Genomic DNA, 17,486 nt, shown 5'->3' on the forward strand with positions numbered 1-17,486 from the left:
CTCCAGCGATGGCGTCGACTGTCTCCAGGACATCATCGCCGAGAACCGCCGGAGCCAATTCTGATCTCACGGGCGGCCGCTATCGGAGGCGTACCTTGGGGCTTCGCTGCACTGACGCCGACACACCTCCCCCTCCCTTATGCTTAACGGGCCGCATAGTGCCTGTGGAAAACGAGGGATCGCGCGCTGATTAGACTCGACTCTACCCGGGTACAGAGGGAATACTGTAATCGGTCGCGCTACCACCTTTTCCGACCTCCGATCCTCGTCGGCTCCTTGAAGCGGCGCGAGGGGCACGAGGCCCCTCGGAGGACTGGCCCTAAGCCACGTTTGGTAAAAGGAGGTGGCAATGAAGCGTGTTTTTGTACGCGCCTATTGCCGCTGGCGTTACGGCCAACGGGAGAATGTGTGTCAGCACACTCGCCGTTGGCCCCGCCAGTATGAGTTCCAATTCTAAGCACTGAGTGAACTGGGTAGCGCGACCACTCGTATCGGTGGCGTTACGCTACGGTGATTCTAGCCTTACGAGAATCGCAAAGGCAAGGGTCAAAGTGTCAAGCTGCGCCAAAAAACTGGGACAAACTGAGTGCTTTCAGGTTGCACCCACCATACCGCAGTATTCATGATTATTTTCATTCACTTACACATTGTTGACACGTTATCGAACTATAGGGTCTAGTACCAAACCACTCTTGGTGCCCATTAAGCGCCCATGAAGTTGGTAAGCTTCGTTTTCGGTCAAGGAGGCAACGCAGTCTGCCGCCAGCCTTGCTGGTTTCTCGTCTGGATGATCCTCCCAGATGTAACGCAGCCTTGCTGGCAAAACCTTCAGATTGCCGCTTTTCCCTTGCTCAAGGAATATCCCAAAAAGTTCTCGGACAATCCTTTTTTGTCCAAACTGCTGGGCATGAAGCGCGGGCAGGCCGATAACGTAACGACGAGCGAAATGCTTTAGAACGCGAACTTCATCCGCAGCCCAATCAGCTATTGCAACCGCCGGACCGGTTACGTCCTTACTGAGAGCCACAGCGCGTACATACTGGCCGATTAGTTGAGATGAAAAATTTCGGAGCTGGCGACGCTGCTCGCGTGTACCCGTATAAGTTTCATTGCTGACCGTCGGGAAGAGAATCAGCTTTCTTGTGATACGATCCAAGGCCGCGCTAACTCTGCGAGGGGCATCTGCTGGGTACTGCGGATCCCGCTTCCAATCCTTAAGTGCACCTTGAATCAAGCCGTCTCGGGACTCACTGGAGACGATCTCCCGCCAAGGAATGATACCGACTCTGTGGAAGTCTTCTAGATCATGGACGGAGTAGGAAATGTCATCAGCCCAGTCCATAAGCTCTGCCTCAGCGCTCTTAAACTCACCGTGACAATGCTCCCTTGCCCAGCGAAATTCGCGCTCTTCAGATGAATATGCCGACCACTTTGACTTCTTTTTTCCGTGCTCGTGATCACGCAGCCATGGATACTTGAGTGTCGCGGCAAGCGTCGCACGGGTAAGATCTAGGCCAGGAGTATCTTTGCTGTATCGCACCGCAAGCTTCGTCAGAATGCGAAAGGTTTGTGCATTCCCCTCGTAACCATCGTCAGCGGCGTCGTCAGAATCCCCGCCAACCTTGGTTGGATTCCGAACAAGGTCATCAAGCTCTGTCTCGGCGGCGTGACCGAACGGAGGGTGGCCAAGATCGTGCGCCAAACAAGCCGCCTCGACTACTTCGGGGTGAAGGCCATGCAGGGCAGCCTCCTCTGGCTGCTCACGAAGCCGATGCTCGGCAAGGCGGCGCCCGATCTGTGCCACTTTGTACGTATGCTGCTGCCGCGTGTGGAATATATCCAGCTCACCGGCGCGAACGATCTGGGTGATACCCGCAAGCCGATGGAAGGCTGAGGAGTAGAGAATACGGTCGCGATCACGCTCAAACGCCCCTCGCTGATCTTCCCCCGCAGCCTTTTCGTCACTGAAACAACGTCTAACACGCGCCGCATCCAACGACGACACCCCCCCAGCAGTCACGCAATACTCCCCCGTCAGCGCCTATGCGGCGTGCGCGAGCTCAGGCATAAGAGAGATGACCATCCCCTCGCCAGTGAGCGAAATTTTACCGCGCTCAATGGCGCGCTGAAGTGCTTCAATCACATCACCCAGCTGATAGCTGCGTCCCGTGAGCGTATCGATTAGCTCTTGCGGATCAAGGCCGCCGTCGCCTGCTTCGCAGATGACTGCGAGAATCTCTGTGTCTTGCGGGTCCTTATCTGCCATGGTTCTCTCCACCTGGTTAGACCTCCCCGGTCTCACTCAAATTCGTCATTATATGATGAACGAATAAGACGTGCGACCGGTGCCAGCGACCGCCAGCGGGGCCCAATCTCTCACTTTCATATATTCTGTCAAATCGACAAGCCCTGCAACGTCGTCGCGATCGTCGCTTTTTTGCACTTCAAACGCCGCAGAGCGCGGTCGGACATTTTTGACGTCCTGCAATCAAAAAAATAATTGTCGCGCCGTACGGCGCATCTGGCGCGCATTTTGAGTGCATTTAAAGCGTGCTTGTATCACGCTGAGCAACGCGCCCACAAAAATGTTTATCGAGGACGAAGTTCACGCGAGACGGATGAATGTTACGTTGTTTGCGAGTTTGTCAGCCGCGCAAATCCGCCGCATGCCACCATGAGCAAATGGCACATCTCAAGCATGTCGCATCGTCAGTAAGCCCTCGCAGTATCGACGTTCTCTCTTTAAACTAGCGCCATTTTCGCCACCGAAGCACCGATTATGGACATTATTTGCCGGTCCCGTAGCCTGATGTGGCGCGCTTTGCCGGACTGATCGGCGAGATAGACAGGTTTACAACCGCCTCTGTCGCAACAGTTCGTTCGGTAACGCCACAGGGAATGGCGGGAAGCCTCCAACTCCTTCTTCAGGCTGACCTCTGCTCTGCCCAAGCCCCGAAACCGTCGGCTTGCGTGACAACACGTGAGTCCAAGAGCGACCGGATTCGCCGTGAAACACGGCACTACAATAAATTGGCCAGAGGCCTTTCTCAATCAGAGATTGCGCGCGCCACAGCCTTCGGATGACCATTCTGTTCGTGCCATTGAACGCCTTGCCTTAAATCACAGCGCAACATTCTCATGCGTCTCATAAAGCCCGGCCAGATCGGCATGGGCCACCCGAAACTGGCTTCGGCGCTTGATCTCAGGTTTCACAGATGAAGCCTTCTCCACTTTGACGGCCGGATCATAATAGACCGTGCCAGCCGCGAATGCCCTGAGAAACATCAGGAAGTCCGTCTTTTCGCAAAGCAGGACCTGAGCGCCATAGCTGTATTCCGGCGGCGGGGTGCGAAAGAGGGAGGGCACATAGGCTGCCTGAGCGTGCTTGCGATTCCAGTGGGCCATCATTCCTTTGAAAGACCAAGAAGCCGCGACTTCATCCGCGCTGTCGATCAGAGACAGGCCGCCGTCCAGATCGGTGATCTTGCCCGAAACAGCGTCATAGCCAGCCATTGTCATGCGCAGACGTGTCAGCGCATGATGTTCCCGCTGACAGTCATAACGTCCGCCGAAATTGATACGATCAGGCTTGCCTGACTGATCGGGATAGCCGAACCGCCTCATGAAGGCGGCAACGCCTTCGGTGCGATAGATGCCCCCAGTCGGCTCGTGGTTCATAAGCGTCACCGGCGATTTGGGCCTGAAGGAAACGAAATCGCTCACGCCATATTGCTTCACTTCCCAGCCAAGGAAATCGGGCTCGGCATAGCTGTTGGGCGTAATGCCCAGTTCTGCCTCAAGCGTGTAGCCACCGCCGTTACGCGCCACATAGGGAGCCTTGGTGCCATCGGCGGCCAGCTTCTGCGAAGCAATCCACTGCATTTGATAGATGCGGCGCAATTCGTTGATCAGCAGAATTCTCGGGCTGTCCACCTGCCCAAGCATTAAAGGCAGTTCGAGGAAGACACCGACCACAGGCCAGTCATGAGCGTTCAGTTCGGCGGTAATGGGATCACTGGCCGTTGTCGCATAGCCCATCACCTGCCCGTCCCGGGTGATCCCGAGAAACAGTACACGGCCCGGATCCCTGACACGCATGATCGCGGAAGGTGCCTCCCGGCAGCCAAGCAGGAAGCCGGAAATCCGGACCTCTGGATATTTTGGATAAAGGATCAGGCCGGTGTTGGACGCATGATGCCTGCCAGTCTCATTGACCCAGAAGAAATCGACCGCCGCCTTCGCCCGATCCCGGACAGAGCCCGCCACCTCGGTGTCGTCCGTGCGGATCTCGCCATGCGGGATGATGTTGAGGGCAGAAAAATCTCCCCCAAGGTAAATCTGATTCTTCGAATTGTCGTTGGGAGCCAGCCGCTTTGCGTAAATGCGGGAAGCCCCGTGATGCCGCATCAGGTCCAGCAACTGACCAAGCGAATCAACCAATTAACCGCCCCTGATCTCAATCTCCCGATGATCAGACCTTAACCAGTCCGCCAGCCGCTGCATAGTCTCAGGGAAGTCGAGTTTTGTCCGCCCTTTCAGCGCACATTCCCAGATAGTAGCAATGCGCCAGCCCGCCTGTTCCAGCGCCCGCATTGCAGCCTCATCGCGAGCGACATTTCCTGCGATCTTCCCACGCCAGAAATCAGCCCGCGCTTCAGGCCATTTGAAAAGATGGCAGTCATGCCGGTGCCAGAAGCATCCGTGGACAAAGACAACGGCATGATAGCGGGGAAAGACCATATCCGGCTTCCCCGCCAGATCCTTTGCATGCAACCGGTAGCGAAAACCGGCGGCATGCAGGGCTTTGCGAATCAACAACTCGGGCTTTGTGTTCCGTCCTTTGATGGCAGCCATATTCCGGCTGCGAGTGCTGACATCATGGACGTCCGCCACGTCTCAGGCTGCTTCAAGCTGACCGGCAGAAGAAACAAGGGACATGATATGCGGCTGCATGATGCGGGCGACGGCTGCGAAAACAGGCACCGCGACCGAATTGCCGAACTGCTTATAAGCCTGCGTGTCAGACACCGGGATACGGAAATCGTCGCCATACCCCATCAGACGGGCACATTCCCGGGGAGTGAGGCGACGCGGATTCTTCTTCGCGCCCTGGCTTACGAGGATTTCCGACCCGTCCTTATAATAGCGGGCAGAAAGGGTGCGCGAGACATCATCAGGCGTCACCAGCCCGAAGCCGAACCCGTTTCCGGCAGCCTTATGCTTGTCGGCATAGTTCTGGAGGTACTGCCAGAGCTTGTCCGTCAGGGTGTATTTTTCATTCACCGTTGCCAGCGGCCCGAGCGTGAAATGCGATTCAGCCGCTTCCGACCCATCCTCAGGGTGCAAAACAGATTTCAGACGCACCCCGCCTTTGGGCGGCAGGTTCAGATTATCCCAGTTGAACGGGACATCCTCGCGGAAGCCGACAATGACGATCCGTTCGCGATGCTGCGGAACGAAATGCTGAGCATCAATCACTTTGTGCCAGGCCTTGTAGCCTAGCTCTTCGGTCAGCACGTTCAGGATCACCTCGAAGGTCCGTCCCTTATCGTGGCTCGTCAGGTTTTTGACGTTTTCCAACAGGAACGCAGCCGGGCGCTTGGCCCTTATGATGCGTGCAACATCGAAAAAGAGCGTGCCCTGAGTTTCATCGAGAAACCCGTGCTGCCTGCCCAGCGAGTTCTTTTTCGAAACGCCCGCGATCGAAAACGGCTGGCAGGGGAAACCGGCTAGCAGGACATCGTGATCGGGGATTTCATCAGTGCCAATTTCCGTAATATCTCCGTGAGGCGGGTGGTTGTCGCGGAAATTAGCGGCATAGGTCTGCTGGGCATATTTGTTCCATTCAGACGTGAAAACGCAATGCCCGCCAATTGCTTCGAAGCCCTTGCGGATCCCACCGATCCCTGCAAACAGGTCGATAAAGTTGAACCGCCTTTGCGAAGCATCGACCGATGGTTCGGACATCGACCTGAGCAGAGCCATCGCCGCTTCTCGCGGCATCCCATCACCCGCCTCCCAGCGCTGAATCTGCCGGGGGCTGTAGCCTGTCATCAGTGCGACAGCTTCGACTGACAGGCCCGCGCGAACTCTAAGGGCGGCAAATTCGTTGATCATAGTTCCTCTGGGTCAATTTACGACATAATGTCACTGTTCACCCCAGATGAAAACTGCATCATGCCTCGGAACTGAGGATAAAATTCTCCGGCTTACTGTGATGCACCATGATCCGTGCCACTGCGGCCATTTTCGCAAGCAGTGCCAGCTGTCGATGATCGCGAAGCTGAAATCCGCCTACATCAGACAACTTTATTGTTATTTGGCGATCATCAATGACCGCAGCAGTCGGAAACGAGGCGGGTGCTTCGCTCAACATCATCACGATTTAGATAAAGTTCGCCCTCAAAGCTGCCTTTGCCAGCTCTGTACCCGTTCGTCGTAAGCGGCCATCTGTTCAAAGATTAACCACGACCACTCCCCCCAGCCGGCAGCAGCACTCGCAGGCTGTTGCCTTGCGGTTCGAGGTGTTGCGAGGCGGGTCACGTTGATCTCTGGTGTAACATTATGGGAACAGACTCATCTTGTCGTAAATATAGAACGTAATGGCGCTGGAAATGCCTTGGCAAGCAGCGTAATGTGCACATTATTCAACGATCGCAGCCTTAGAGGTGCAGTGATGGGCGAGATGACCACGATAGCCTTAGGAAACGTCGAACGTTTCCCGCTAGTGGAGAATGCCAGCGCGGTGAGCGACGAACTGGGCAAGCTCTTGGGTATGATCAAGGCAGCCTGCCCGGAAGCGACAGCGGTCCATTTCGATTTCGACGGCAAGCTGCGGGTGCGTATCGACGTACACAGCCGTGATGACGTCGCCGCCATCCAGAAAACCCTGCCGGCACTGGGCGGCGGCGGACTGTTCTATGGCTTGACGCTGGGGGCAACGCCGCACAGTCCCTTCCATCATCGCGTATCGGCGCTCGTCGACCGATAACGGCAACCCAATCACATCGCCAGTGTAACTCAAACATATGGTGTGATCTGGTACCGAAAGGTACGCTTGCACCTAGCGGTCGCGGCTCGCGCCGCCAAAGGCGACCTTCATGGGTAGGAACCGCGCCGTTCAAAGCGGTCATACGTATATCAAAGAAAAAGCTGGTGCAGGCTGGCCACCGGGGGGCCTCTTTGTTATTGAATAACAATGGCCATTGAAGCACGCGCACCACGCCTCGCAGTTCTCATTGATGCAGACAACGCATCTGCCAAAATCGCGAAGGGCCTTTTCGAGGAAATTGCTAAGATTGGCGAAGCCAGCGTTCGTCGGATCTATGGTGATTTTTCTGGAACACGGCTCAAAAGCTGGGCAGATATCTTGGCAACGCATGCTATCATGCCATATCAGAATTTCGCTTATACATCGGGGAAAAATGCGTCCGACATCGCGCTAGTGATCGACGCGATGGATCTGCTGCACAGCGGCCGATTTGATGGTTTTTGCCTGGTGTCCTCAGACAGTGATTTTACTCGTCTTGCTGCGCGCATTCGCGAACAAGGCGTCGATGTCTACGGCTTTGGTGAGCAGAAGACGCCGGAAAGCTTCCGGCAGGCTTGCAGGCGATTTGTCTACACCGAAAATTTGCTTCCTGAAGAACCTACCTCAAGCCAAGCTGACAAGCCGGATATTCGGCCTTCATCGACGACATTGCCGCCGACAAAAGCCAATCCACTGATCCGAACCGCCATGGCTCAGTTGGGAGGTGACGACGCTTGGGTGCCTTTGTCGAGTGTGGGCCAGCGATTGGCGACGTTGCATCCTGACTTTGACTCGCGGACCTATGGATATGCCAAGCTCAGCGATTTAGTCGAAAAAACTGGGCTATTTGAACTCCATCGCCCAGAGGCTGGTGGTTTGCAGGTCAGAATGAAAGCACGGCTCAATGGGAAAGGTTGATTGCATCCGCCCCCCAACGAATGCAGGCATTGGTTCATGCGCACTATGAACCGGCTGACATATACTCCTTCAACCGTTCCGGGCGCTGAGGAATGGGCGCCGCAGGGTCGAGCACTTGAACCCGCGCGCCAGTTTTAACAAACATCGCCTTGAGCATCGGCAACGTGCTGGTTGGCGCAGCGATATAGACCCTGGAACCTTTTAGACTGCGGGGCTTGGCCTCGGCCAGAATGGCTTTCATGCGCGCCACAAAGTAATCGAAAGGCGCAATGCTGGCAAAACTCATCGTTCCATGTGAATAATCGAGCGAAAGAAGGGCGTCGCGCATCCATCCTTCTGAAGCCGCATAATCGGGGGCAGCCGGATCGCGCAGCACCGTGGTAGAGGGGTAATTCCCTTTCCAGCGCGGCGCGGATCGGAAAAACGCCTCAAGCAGATAGGTGTGCCAAGCTAATTCCGTGTTCTCGCTCGGCCCCAGCAAGGGCGCGATAAAGGCCCGTTTGGCTTTCTCGTTATAATCGCGCCGGGATTGCGCCTCTTTTGCCGCAGCGGCTTGCGCATTCCTCCATTCAGGCGATGCGCCGCTCAACACCGCTCCATCCGAAAGCCTGATGACCGCATCGACATAGGCCTCGCCGTCAGTCCCTTGCCGGTCGCCCGGCACCACGATCGGGATCATCACCGTCTCATCAGGCCCAAAGTGTGGATTTCTACGCCAGTGGATCGAGCTGACCGAATGGCCCAGTGCGAAAATGTAGTCCTCCGAGATAATATCGTTCAGCGCTAGCGCGCGGATCAGGCGACCATGCCCATCATGGATGACAACCACGTTGGGGCCATAACCCATGGAATGCCAATTATCGAACGTGACCACATAACGACCGCCATCGGCGATCAGCGCGTCAACGGGTGCCACTTCGTTGGTTAGCGGGCCGGACCACCGCGGGGTCCACACACCATCTGCCCCCACATGCTCGATGGTCGCGGTTGCCCTGGTTTGCTGTTGCCCCTTGGCGCCGCCTGCTGGCTCGCGCTTGTTCACCTTGTCGGAAAAATAGGCCAGGGCACTGACCAGTTCGCGCGGGCGGACTTGCAGACGAAAGGTCTTGTCAGGCGATTCATAGGTCTGCGGCTGAGGTGGCGGCCACTGATCAGCGCAGCACGGCGCTGCGACAAGCGTGAGAAGGACAAACAGCAGTCTGGACAGCAAACGCATCATGAGGGTGAAGGTCGCACAAGAAGGGCCAGCCTGCAAAGCCGCCAAACCTGACGTTCGCAGGTTCAGATTGAGCGGTCGGAACCGGCCATTCATTCAGGAGGTTCGACCCAGCAATAAGGAAGGGAGCTGCCAGCTTGATCCTAATCTGGGCTGATAGTTATCGTCTTCTTTTGCGCTTTGCCCGCCGGCCGATCGACCACCGCAATCGGCTTTTCGCCTTGCAGCACTTCCATGACCTGCGCTGGCCCAGGCAAAGCTAAGAAAGGCGCGAAGCTGACCCGCTTGACCGCCGTGGTCAGCGTCATCGCATATTGCCCGCTTTTTTTCTCGTCGATAAGCGCTGCCATGCTGTCGGGTGCAATCCAGATCACATTCCCGTCATCCCCTAACGCGATCAGATAGCTGCTCCCATCCTTCTCATTGCGATAGGCGCCATAATCGACGATTGCGCCCGGATCGGAACAATAATGGGGGTTATCTGACACTTCCTTGGCTGTTTCAGGCTTATTTTTACCGTCCTCGATCACCTGCATGAGTGCGCCCGCCAACAAGCCTCCCGTCATGTCCCTAGCCGCTCGCGCAACCCGCTGGTTCGCAAAGGGCTGGGCGCAAGGGATGATGCCATAAGCGCTCGCCGCCGGATCCTTTGCCGGTGAAAGACGCAGAGCGTTGACAAAATTCGCCAAAGCCGGGTCCAGATCAGCCGGCGAAAGGCTCCCGCTCGTCATGCGGACCACAATCAGCCAGTCATCATGCGCAATCACCGCGACCCCGCTGGCCATTTGTGCTTCGCCGGAGAGCGGGACCACCGAGCGAATTCCGCTGTTTTCGCCGTGACCTGCTGGCGTAAAGGTCGTGGTGACCTTCTTGCTCTGATCGACCTTGCCCAGCCCGGCGCCACCCATCACCCTTAAGATGCGGTCATGCCATATCGACGCATCTGGAAAACCGGCCCGATAAACATAGACCGTTGCCACTGTTCTGGTCTGCGGCTGCTCATAGGTTGCGGCAATGTCGAGTTGCTGGTTGCCGTAGTCAGCGATGGCCCGACGCGGAAGATCGCCGATCTGCGGCGGAAATACTGTCCCGGTCAGTTTATGGCGCCAATCCTTTTCCGCCTTGAAGGCAATGGGCGTTAATTCCGCCTGAGCCGCTGATCCGGCCATCATCGCCGAACAACCCAACGCCAGCGCCAGAACGAGAAAGTTCTTCCGCATCAACAACCCCTCCACATCGTGAATTGAAATCACGCTTGCTCAGCCAAACTCGCTTTCGTTCGCCTTGGCCATAAGCGAACGCCTGCGAAACAGAAAAATCGCCGCAACGACCGGAAGAGAAAAGCTCAGCATCCATGGATCGAAGGGCGAAGGTCTCACAGCGCCGCTGCCCAACAGAGAGAATGCCAGAGGCTGCATTCGCCACTCGCCGTTTGCCCAGTTCAAGGTGAATTGCCCCAGCCCTACCATGGAGCCGATAACCCAGAGCCAGCGCCTTTTGAGACCCTTGCTGAAAGCAAGGAACCAAAGGGCGCAAAGGATGGTCCCTGTCGAGCCGATCATGGCCGCAAGCCACAGGTAATAGGCGGCAGATTTCCCGGTAATGTCAAAATTGCCAATCGATGTAGGCTCGCGGTTGACCGGTACAGCATGCCAGCCAGCAACCAGCGTACGCCCTTGGGCCTTACGCAGGACAATTTGAACCAAGGCCCAGCGATGGTCTGCTCCAAGCTGGTAATTCAGCACCACCGCCGTCTGTGATGCGGTTCCCGCGCTCACACTGTTCGAACTCACAGTAACGAGAACAGGCGCGCCTTGGGCAGGCATGATAGCCTTGGTCTTATCCTTAATTGCAACGGTTTGGCTAAAAAGCTCGGGCACAAAATCCGCTTTGACCTGATCAATATCACCAGACCTGAGCGCGGCAATAACCTTCAGCGCTGTCTGGCGATCTGCGGGCGTCGACAGCTTTTCATTCCACTGCGAGGCAGAGCAGCCAGCCAGAGCCAGACACAACAGGGCGATTAGAAAGCGCATGGTTACCCCTTTGCTTCAAAGCCCGAGCTTTGTCTGCTGGATCAAAATAGCCTGCACATTGTGATCATTGCAAATAATCTTCGCACCTATCCTCAAGTTTTTTCTCGGGAATTGTGCAAAGGCCGGCAGAACAGACAGGGATTAATCGGCCGCGTCGAAAACCGGCTTTCGCCTGTCGTCGAAATGCAGGGGTATGGCCAGCGCAAAACAGGCCCCCGTCGCGGCCTCCATCAGGTCAAGCCGTCCGCCATTGCCCTCAACCAAAGCCCGCGCGATGGGCAGGCCGAGGCCGGTGCCGCCCTGCGCCCTCTTGCTGGTGAAGAAGGGCTCGAAAATCCGCTCGCGGTCGGGTGGGGCAATGCCGCCGCCATTGTCGCTGATGGTCATATGCAGCGCATCGCCGGACGCAACAGCCTCGATCCGCACCTGACTGGCCCCCGCTGCCTTGGCATTGTCGAGCAAGATGGTGAGCACGGTTTCCAGCGCGGCGCCATCCATCGCCACTTGCGCGGGCACGGCTTGGCTCTCAATGCGGAAAGCGGGAGAACCCAGCGCATCGACCATCCGCACCAACACATCGCCCAGATCGCAAGCGCCGCCACTAGGTCGCTGCATATCGGCCTTGGCCAGATCGAGCAGGCGCGAGATCAGGCGGCTCAATCTCTGTGTATCACCCGCCATATTGGCCAGAAAGCGGCTGCGCTCTTCCTCCGACATGGTGGCGCCGTGATCCTGCAGCAGCTCGATGCCGCCGGAAAGGCCAGTTAGCGGCGTCTTGAACTCATGCGCCAACGCGGCGGCGAAATCGCGCAGATAATATGAGCGCGCCTCGATGGCGGCGGCCATAGTGGCAAAGTCGCGGATCAGGCTGTCAATCTCGGCCACGCGCAAGGTGGGCTGCGGCGAATCGGCCTTATGCCCCTCTGCTAGAGCGCGGGTGGCGCGGCTAAGCGCTTCTATCGGGCGGACAATGGTGCGGCCCAGCAGCGCCGTCATCGCCAGCAGAAAGAGGAAGATCGCCGCCGTGCCCGCCGCGATCTTGCCGCGATCCTCATACATGCCGCGAAACAGCGCGCGCGGCGAACGCGACACCAGCACCACCCCCACCACGCGCCCGCCCGCCATAATCGGGCGAGCATGATGCAGGCGAATATCGGTGGCACGACTGATCCATTCCAGCGGATAGGGATTGTTATAGGCGCCATTGTGACGCAGCGTAGTGATCGGCCTGCCCGCCAGCGCGGCCTTCACCTCCGGCAGAGCGGCCAGGGAGCGCCCCGCATCGCGCCCATTGAGCACAATACCCCGCCGGTCGAGCAGCAGGATCGAGGCCAGCGTCGCCTGCTTCGTCTGGCTCATCACCGGCGCCCAGACTTTGGCCATCAGCGCGGCATCGGGATCGGGGGCGATGGTTGTCGCTATCGCCTCCGGCCTTTCGGGCAAAACCGGGCTGGAGCGCAGATCGATGCTGGTGGAAATCGCCCTCTCGTCCATCTCATAAGGGTCGGCTGGCGGGTCGGCCACCGCCGCATCGCCATGCGGGAAACCCAGCGCCGTGCTGGCCGCCAGCGCCGAACCTTGCGCGATCAACTCGGCCTCGGTGCGGCGCACCAGCGCGTTTTCATAAACCCGCAGCATAATGGCCGCCACGCCAGGAAGCGCCGCCACCAGCAGAAGCAGCGCAAACATGATCGTGCGCAGCCGCATCACCGGCCACAGGCGAGCGATCAGTTGCTTCATCCCGCGCAGGCGCCCAACCGATAGCCTATCCCTGCGCGGGTTTCGACCACATCGCTCCCGCCGCATTCGGCAAATTTGCGGCGCAGATTGCGAATATGGCTGTCGATGGTGCGGTCTGTCACCGCAAAGCCCGGTCCATGCAGCCGATCAATCAGCGCCTCACGCGAGAGGATGCGCCCCGGCGCAGAGGCCAGCGCGGCCAGCAGCGAGAATTCGGTGACGGTCAGCGCCACCTTCTGCCCGGCCCAAAATGCCTGCCAGCCTGCGGTATCCAGTCGGAGCTGGCCATGGGAAAGATCCGCGCTGGGCGCAGGGGCAACAGCCGGGGCGCTGCGCCGCAAGATCGCGCCCGCCCTCGCTACCACCTCGCGCGGGGAGAAGGGTTTGACCACATAATCATCCGCGCCAAGCTCGATGCCCAGCACGCGGTCGATCTCATCATCGCGAGAGGAAAGGAACAGGATCGGCACCGCGCAATCCATCGCCCGCAAGCGGCGGCAAACTTCCAGCCCATCCATACGCGGCATGTTGATATCCAGCACAACCAGATCGGCCTGCGCTGTGGCGAGGCTGGCCAAAGCCTCCTCGCCATCGACGGCCTCTGCCGTGGCCATGCCCGCCTTGGCAAAGGCAAAGACCAGCAATTGGCGGATATGCGGATCATCATCGACAAGGAGAACCTTGCGGGGGCTGGCGCTGGTCATGGGGCGATCTGTCACGGTTTGGCCTCGTTGGTCAATGCGGTGGGGGTCAATGCGGTGGGCGCCTGTTCGCTGCCCATGGCGATGCGCAGCGTATGAACATCGCGCGTGCGGCAATCGATCCAGCCGCGATCGCGCGGGGCCAGCGCTGCGCTGCCCAAGATGCCGCGCACCTGCACCAGACGCAGGCTGGCCAGCAGGCTCCAGTTGCTGCCTTTCACATCATAGCTGACCTGTGCCTGCGCATTTTCGCGCAGCATCCGCGCCCAGAGGTGGATCGGCTCGGGCGCCGGGCGGGCTTCCAATTGCGCCAGCGAGACGAGCGCCGAAGGACCCATGCGCTGGAGATAGCATAGGTCGAGCGGGGCGCTGTACCCGTCCAATTCGCGGGCATGGGCGATGTTATAGCGCGCCGCAGCCGCATCGAGATCGACAAAGCTGCAAGCCCCAAGTAAGGCCAGCGCAGTCGCCGCATTGGCGTTGATCAGCCATGCCGCGCTCTTGCCCGCCAGCACCCGCCAAAGTACCAGCATCAGCCCCAAAGCCACCAGTCCCATCCACAGCAGCGCGGCAATGCGCATTTGCGTCAAGGAATAGGCGGCCACATAATCCATCGTGCGCAAGGCGGCATTGCCCACCAGCAGCACATTTTGCGCCACCCAAGCCACCACCAGACGACGCACCAGCGGCATAGATGCCGTCTGCGATCCGGGGCGCAGCGCCACCAGCACAACGCCCGCCGCCAACAGCGCGGTAACGATCAGCGGATAGGCTCCGCGATGAACATATTCCGCCGGTGTCACCCCCTTGGGCAAAGGAGCCAGACCCCAAAGCCACGCCAGATCCATCGCATTTTGCAGCGCAAACAGCGCGTTGAAAGCGATTAGCGATAGGCGCACCGAAGATGGCGTAACGCCTGCGATGGGCAGATCGCCGCTGCCATCAAATGTACCGATCGTGCGTAGCGCCATGCGCGGGCGCAGCAGGCTCCACGCAAAGTTAAACCAGATCACCCCTAGGCACATGCGTGCCACCAGCTCTCCATCGGGCGAGAGCGAGAAGATGTCACCAAGCCAGGCCTCGATCACCGGATTGGCCGAGGCAAAGAGCGCAAGGATCACCGCGCTGCCCAAGGTGGGCAGGGCCAGTTGCGGCAGGGCGGCGCGGATTTGCCCTCCGCCCCTTTTACGCCGCACTCGCAACCATCGGCGCAGATCGAGCAGCGGCGCAATGCAAGAGCGCAGCCCATGCAGCAGCAACCTTTGCGCCCAAGCCCAAGCATCGCCAAAGCGGGCCGCCGCTGGCAGCAGCGCGCCAAGGCCAGCAAAGGTCCAGAACAGGCTCCACGCCAGCAACCCCGGCCTAAACATCATCGCCAGCGCCATCACCCCGGCAAGGCCAAAACACGCCAGCGCCCTTATATCCCGCCGCAAGGCTGGCCGCGCCGCCAATGCCGCGCCTAGCAGCGCCAGTTCGGCCACGCCAAACATCGCCCGGCCCCGATGCCAGTCAAAAATCATCGCATCAAATAGGCAGGCAAGCGCCAGCCCCGCCCCGCATTTCACCCAAAAACTGCCAGAACGCCCCTGTATCATCGCGCAAACCTCCATCAGATTTGCCAAGATCAATGGACGCGCCTCATCGAGCGGATGCTGCGCAAGTCTTGCGGTTTATGTCCGCTCTGTTTGCAGAAAATGTGCAGAGGGCGCCCTCGAAGCAGTCACTTTCAGTGTCATCCCGGGCTATCGAAAGCGGTCATGCGCCCTTTGCAGGCATTAACCCGCGAAGCGCCGTTTCATCTGGACCGTACACGGTGCTCCGGGCAGAACCGTAGGGTCTTAGGAGTAAGTTAAATGAAGCCCAGCACCAGAACCGTTTTTGCCGGCTTGGCCGTTCCAGCGCTTTTTGCGCTGGCACCGTCGCTGTGGGCGATGGAGATCAGCGTCGATGCGAATTCTGAGTTACTGCGGATCGCTGCGCTGGAGCGAAGCGGGGATTGCAAAGGGGTGTTGGATGCGATCACCGCGCCGTCATTTACCACACTCGCCGCCGCGCTGCCCGACGACACACGGCTCGCGCTGGACATGACGGGGCTCCGCTGTGCCGATCGGCTCAAGCGCGAGGATACCACCCTGCTGCTTCTAATGCAGGCAACGCAAATCGCCACCGCGCCGCCGCTCATATGGCAGATGCGGATCGCCGCGCAATGGCTCCATGGCGATCACGCTGCGGCGGTGGAGACCGTTGAAGTCATGGCGGCGGATTACCCCGCCACGCTCAATCGGATCGACTTCGCCATCTTTCGCGAGATGTACCCGAACTTGCAGAAGGCCGACGAAGCCGCGCTGCTTGCCCGGTTTCTGAAGGTGCTGTCGGCGCCTGGCTATGTGCCAGCCGACCCTGCCTCCTCACCCGACAGCTTCCGCGTCGCCTACGCAAACCTGCTGATGAAGGGCGGGAATAGGGCGGCAGCCGCGCAAGCGATGGCGCTGGTGACCAACCCTCGCTCACTGATGACGGCAAGCACCGATCCGCAGTTGCGCGGCTTTCTGCCGGCCAACTTCGACGCGAAGACCGCTTTTGAAAACCACATCGCACAGCTTCGTGGGGTGATCGCGGCGCATCCCGATTTGCTCTCAGTGTCGATTGCGCTGGCCGGCGATCAGCAGCGGCTGGGCCAGGATGCAGAGGCATTGGCCACGCTGGAGGCGGTGCGTCCCGATCGCCCTGACGCGCATTATGCCGATGCCAGCAACCAGACCAACTGGTGGTGGAACAGCCTGAGCAAGATAGAAGAGGACCTTGGCCACATTGATGCCGCAGCCGATGCCATGCAGCACGGCATGGCTGCGGGAGAGCGCGGAAGGTCCAATGTCAGCCAGGCGATCAATCTGTCGTGGCTCTATTTCCGCGCTGGTCGTCATGCCAAGGCTCGGGCGGTGATAGCTTCGCTGGGCGATGGAGGCGGTAGGCTCAGCCCCTATGGCCTCGTTGAACTGCACGCTGCGCGGGCAAGCATCGCGATCAACACCGGCCGTCCCATCGAGGCGAAACCGGACCTCGCCTATCTGCGCGCCCATGTTGAGTATAACTATTACACTGCGATCCAAACGCTGGCGTACTCAGGCGACATGGATGGTGCCGCAGAGTGGGAGATCCGGGAACTGTCTATCCCCGAACATCAGGCGCGCGCGTTGCTGGCGCTCAGCGATTACGCGCCGCCGCCAGCAAGCCGGCCGCGCGATCCAGCGCGTGAGGCCTTCCTGCTGCTGAAGCAACGCGCCGACGTGAAGGCGGCCATCGCCAAAGCCGGCGGCATCGCTCATTTCAATATCCCCCAAGACTGACGCTCGGCCAAGCCGAGGGTTGAAGCATCGGGCAGCGCTGCTTCGCATTTCTTAGCGTTGAACAAAAATTCGGACACAGGTTGACGGAGAAGGGCACGACGTTCGCGAAGAACGTGCTGGCGGTAGCACATCCGATGGTGGGGTGGCAGGTGAACGAAAGGCGGCTCGAGCCAATCCGCGTTCCGAAGGAGACTTACCGGATCGTCCTCATCCATGGGCGTCCATGATCGTAATAAGGTAGCGCCAAGCGAGGACCGCTTCGCGGTGTGCCCTTCTGGCCCACCCTCAACCTTAGGCATACTCAATTCGAATTTGAAAGCGCGCAGCGCAAACGCCTCACTTCTTTCGTGTAAATCGGGATTTTTGAAGGTCATTCTGTAATTAAATAAAACCACATGGTATCCCTTGAAACCATAAAATAGTGCGTATATCCTGAGGTCAAGGCATTGAATTTGGAACTCGAACCACTTCATAAAAATATTTTAGTGCCATATTTTG

General features: G+C 58.5%; 16 protein-coding genes. 3 read left to right on the plus strand and 13 right to left on the minus strand.

The genetic code is table 11. The features are described from left to right. Positions 1-658: 658 nt before the first annotated feature. The 6 genes from ACZ9HU_RS17135 to ACZ9HU_RS17160 form a co-directional block, all read right to left on the minus strand. Positions 659-2,020: a deoxyguanosinetriphosphate triphosphohydrolase family protein gene (locus tag ACZ9HU_RS17135; protein WP_476106723.1), complete on the minus strand. Its 1,362-nt coding sequence runs from the start codon at positions 2,018-2,020 to the stop codon at positions 659-661. A gap of 21 nt (positions 2,021-2,041) precedes the next feature. Beyond that, on the minus strand, positions 2,042-2,266 hold the full coding sequence (locus tag ACZ9HU_RS17140; protein ID WP_476106725.1) for a hypothetical protein: 225 nt from the start codon (positions 2,264-2,266) through the stop codon (positions 2,042-2,044). A gap of 854 nt (positions 2,267-3,120) precedes the next feature. Further along, a complete protein-coding gene (locus tag ACZ9HU_RS17145; protein ID WP_476106727.1) occupies positions 3,121-4,440 on the minus strand; it encodes an MvaI/BcnI family restriction endonuclease in 1,320 nt (439 codons plus the stop codon). Continuing rightward, positions 4,441-4,893 carry a very short patch repair endonuclease gene (locus ACZ9HU_RS17150; protein ID WP_476106728.1) on the minus strand — a complete coding sequence of 151 codons (453 nt, stop codon included), beginning with the start codon at positions 4,891-4,893 and terminating at the stop codon, positions 4,441-4,443. Between the two features lie 3 nt (positions 4,894-4,896). Next, positions 4,897-6,117 (minus strand): DNA (cytosine-5-)-methyltransferase, encoded by a 1,221-nt coding sequence (dcm, locus tag ACZ9HU_RS17155; protein WP_476106729.1) that lies wholly within the window; start codon positions 6,115-6,117, stop codon positions 4,897-4,899. A gap of 58 nt (positions 6,118-6,175) precedes the next feature. Next, complete coding sequence (locus tag ACZ9HU_RS17160; protein ID WP_476106731.1) at positions 6,176-6,382, minus strand: hypothetical protein; 207 nt, start codon at positions 6,380-6,382, stop codon at positions 6,176-6,178. A 294-nt stretch (positions 6,383-6,676) separates the two neighbouring features. On the opposite strand from ACZ9HU_RS17160, the gene ACZ9HU_RS17165 reads away from it, so the two are divergent. Both ACZ9HU_RS17165 and ACZ9HU_RS17170 read left to right on the plus strand, forming a co-directional pair. Next, positions 6,677-6,991, plus strand: a complete 315-nt coding sequence (locus tag ACZ9HU_RS17165) for a hypothetical protein (RefSeq protein ID WP_476106733.1) — start codon at positions 6,677-6,679, stop codon at positions 6,989-6,991. 207 nt (positions 6,992-7,198) lie between these two features. After that, complete coding sequence (locus tag ACZ9HU_RS17170; protein ID WP_476106736.1) at positions 7,199-7,948, plus strand: NYN domain-containing protein; 750 nt, start codon at positions 7,199-7,201, stop codon at positions 7,946-7,948. A gap of 43 nt (positions 7,949-7,991) precedes the next feature. Here the strand turns inward: ACZ9HU_RS17170 and ACZ9HU_RS17175 are convergent, their stop codons facing one another. The 6 genes from ACZ9HU_RS17175 to ACZ9HU_RS17200 all read right to left on the minus strand — a co-directional run bounded on the left by ACZ9HU_RS17175 (position 7,992) and on the right by ACZ9HU_RS17200 (position 15,161). Further along, positions 7,992-9,167: a hypothetical protein gene (locus ACZ9HU_RS17175; RefSeq protein WP_476106738.1), complete on the minus strand. Its 1,176-nt coding sequence runs from the start codon at positions 9,165-9,167 to the stop codon at positions 7,992-7,994. 140 nt (positions 9,168-9,307) lie between these two features. After that, the gene (locus ACZ9HU_RS17180) at positions 9,308-10,417 is read right to left on the minus strand and encodes a hypothetical protein (protein WP_476106740.1); all 1,110 of its coding nucleotides are present in this window, start codon (positions 10,415-10,417) and stop codon (positions 9,308-9,310) included. Positions 10,418-10,423: 6 nt separating this feature from the next. Next, the gene (locus ACZ9HU_RS17185; RefSeq protein WP_476106744.1) at positions 10,424-11,200 is read right to left on the minus strand and encodes a hypothetical protein; all 777 of its coding nucleotides are present in this window, start codon (positions 11,198-11,200) and stop codon (positions 10,424-10,426) included. 141 nt (positions 11,201-11,341) lie between these two features. Beyond that, positions 11,342-12,940, minus strand: a complete 1,599-nt coding sequence (locus ACZ9HU_RS17190) for a sensor histidine kinase (protein WP_476106746.1) — start codon at positions 12,938-12,940, stop codon at positions 11,342-11,344. Next, entirely contained in the window at positions 12,937-13,644 is a 708-nt protein-coding gene (locus tag ACZ9HU_RS17195; RefSeq protein ID WP_476106749.1) for a response regulator transcription factor, read from the minus strand. Before ACZ9HU_RS17195 ends, ACZ9HU_RS17190 begins: the two co-directional genes overlap by 4 nt. An 11-nt stretch (positions 13,645-13,655) precedes the next feature. Further along, positions 13,656-15,161 (minus strand): DUF4153 domain-containing protein, encoded by a 1,506-nt coding sequence (locus ACZ9HU_RS17200; RefSeq protein WP_476106751.1) that lies wholly within the window; start codon positions 15,159-15,161, stop codon positions 13,656-13,658. Positions 15,162-15,494: 333 nt separating this feature from the next. On the opposite strand from ACZ9HU_RS17200, the gene ACZ9HU_RS17205 reads away from it, so the two are divergent. Further along, a complete protein-coding gene (locus tag ACZ9HU_RS17205; protein ID WP_476106753.1) occupies positions 15,495-16,988 on the plus strand; it encodes a tetratricopeptide repeat protein in 1,494 nt (497 codons plus the stop codon). Here the strand turns inward: ACZ9HU_RS17205 and ACZ9HU_RS17210 are convergent. Continuing rightward, complete coding sequence (locus ACZ9HU_RS17210) at positions 16,964-17,461, minus strand: hypothetical protein (RefSeq protein ID WP_476106756.1); 498 nt, start codon at positions 17,459-17,461, stop codon at positions 16,964-16,966. The genes ACZ9HU_RS17205 and ACZ9HU_RS17210 overlap by 25 nt on opposite strands. Positions 17,462-17,486: the final 25 nt, after the last annotated feature.

It is taken from the genome of Novosphingobium sp. Sphag1I (genome assembly GCF_056279125.1).

Bases quoted from the DNA above. Each gene is read 5' to 3' on its own strand.
- ACZ9HU_RS17140 (WP_476106725.1), bottom strand. From the start codon at position 2,266: ATGGCAGATAAGGACCCGCAAGACACAGAGATTCTCGCAGTCATCTGC.
- ACZ9HU_RS17205 (WP_476106753.1), top strand. From the start codon at position 15,495: ATGAAGCCCAGCACCAGAACCGTTTTTGCCGGCTTGGCCGTTCCAGCG.
- ACZ9HU_RS17210 (WP_476106756.1), bottom strand. From the start codon at position 17,461: ATGAAGTGGTTCGAGTTCCAAATTCAATGCCTTGACCTCAGGATATAC.
- ACZ9HU_RS17175 (WP_476106738.1), bottom strand. From the start codon at position 9,167: ATGATGCGTTTGCTGTCCAGACTGCTGTTTGTCCTTCTCACGCTTGTC.
- ACZ9HU_RS17185 (WP_476106744.1), bottom strand. From the start codon at position 11,200: ATGCGCTTTCTAATCGCCCTGTTGTGTCTGGCTCTGGCTGGCTGCTCT.
- ACZ9HU_RS17195 (WP_476106749.1), bottom strand. From the start codon at position 13,644: ATGACCAGCGCCAGCCCCCGCAAGGTTCTCCTTGTCGATGATGATCCG.
- ACZ9HU_RS17170 (WP_476106736.1), top strand. From the start codon at position 7,199: ATGGCCATTGAAGCACGCGCACCACGCCTCGCAGTTCTCATTGATGCA.
- ACZ9HU_RS17190 (WP_476106746.1), bottom strand. From the start codon at position 12,940: ATGAAGCAACTGATCGCTCGCCTGTGGCCGGTGATGCGGCTGCGCACG.
- ACZ9HU_RS17200 (WP_476106751.1), bottom strand. From the start codon at position 15,161: ATGATTTTTGACTGGCATCGGGGCCGGGCGATGTTTGGCGTGGCCGAA.
- dcm (WP_476106729.1), bottom strand. From the start codon at position 6,117: ATGATCAACGAATTTGCCGCCCTTAGAGTTCGCGCGGGCCTGTCAGTC.
- ACZ9HU_RS17165 (WP_476106733.1), top strand. From the start codon at position 6,677: ATGGGCGAGATGACCACGATAGCCTTAGGAAACGTCGAACGTTTCCCG.